This is a genomic window from Salinicola halophilus (genome assembly GCF_003206155.1).
GTDB classification, from domain to species: domain Bacteria; phylum Pseudomonadota; class Gammaproteobacteria; order Pseudomonadales; family Halomonadaceae; genus Salinicola; species Salinicola halophilus.
The window spans coordinates 1-239 of the sequence record NZ_PZJV01000013.1; the positions used below are offsets into that span (position 1 = coordinate 1).

General features: G+C 57.3%; 1 protein-coding gene. It reads left to right on the top strand.

The features are described from left to right. The coding region (locus DOM33_RS16400; protein ID WP_239495404.1) for a Tn3 family transposase at positions 1-239 on the top strand (239 nt) is incomplete at both ends.

Consider the following 239-nt stretch of genomic DNA (forward strand, 5'->3'; position numbering starts at 1 on the left):
AGACCACCAAACGGGTGTGGCAAGCCCGGCTTGATCCTCGGCGCAACACACCTTCCATTGGAATCTACTCCCATGTAAAAGACCGGTGGGGCATCTTCCATGCGCAGCCCTTTGTGCTCAATGAGCGCCAGGCGGGCGTGGCCATTGAAGGTGTCATCCGCCAAGAAAAGCTGGAGACCAGCCAGCTTGCTGTGGATACCCATGGCTACACCGACTTTGCCATGTCACATGCCCGTTTG